General features: G+C 64.8%; 1 protein-coding gene. It reads right to left on the bottom strand.

The annotated features are described in order from the left end of the window. A partial coding sequence (locus tag OR16_RS39035; protein WP_006165031.1) for a TolC family protein occupies nucleotides 1–349 on the bottom strand: 349 nt, incomplete at both ends.

Below are 349 nucleotides of genomic sequence, written 5' to 3'. Positions count from 1 at the left end.
GCGGTTCTTGCCCCACAGGTCGAGTTCATACGAGGCGTTGATGACCGCCTTGTTTTCCGATTGCCAGGAGCCGGCGAACGGGGGCGGCACGAGCGTGCTTTCCGAGAAACGTTGACGCGTCCAGGAATAGCCGGCGCCTACCTGCGGCAGCGTATTGGCATTGGCACCCTCGCTGAGCGCCGTGGCGGAAGCCACGCGGGCCCGGGCCTTTTCCAGCGACGGGCTGCCTTGCAGTGCTTCGCCGATCAGCGCCTTGAGTTGGGCATCGCCGAACTGGTCGGTCCAGTCTTCCGAAGGCCAGTGTCCTTGTTCAGCGGGGAGGCTCTGCGTGGTAGCGTAGGAAGTCGGC

This window comes from Cupriavidus basilensis OR16, from assembly GCF_000243095.1.
GTDB lineage: Bacteria > Pseudomonadota > Gammaproteobacteria > Burkholderiales > Burkholderiaceae > Cupriavidus > Cupriavidus basilensis_D.
Note: the sequence above shows the minus strand (reverse complement) of the source record. Positions and strands in the feature narration are given on the sequence as shown.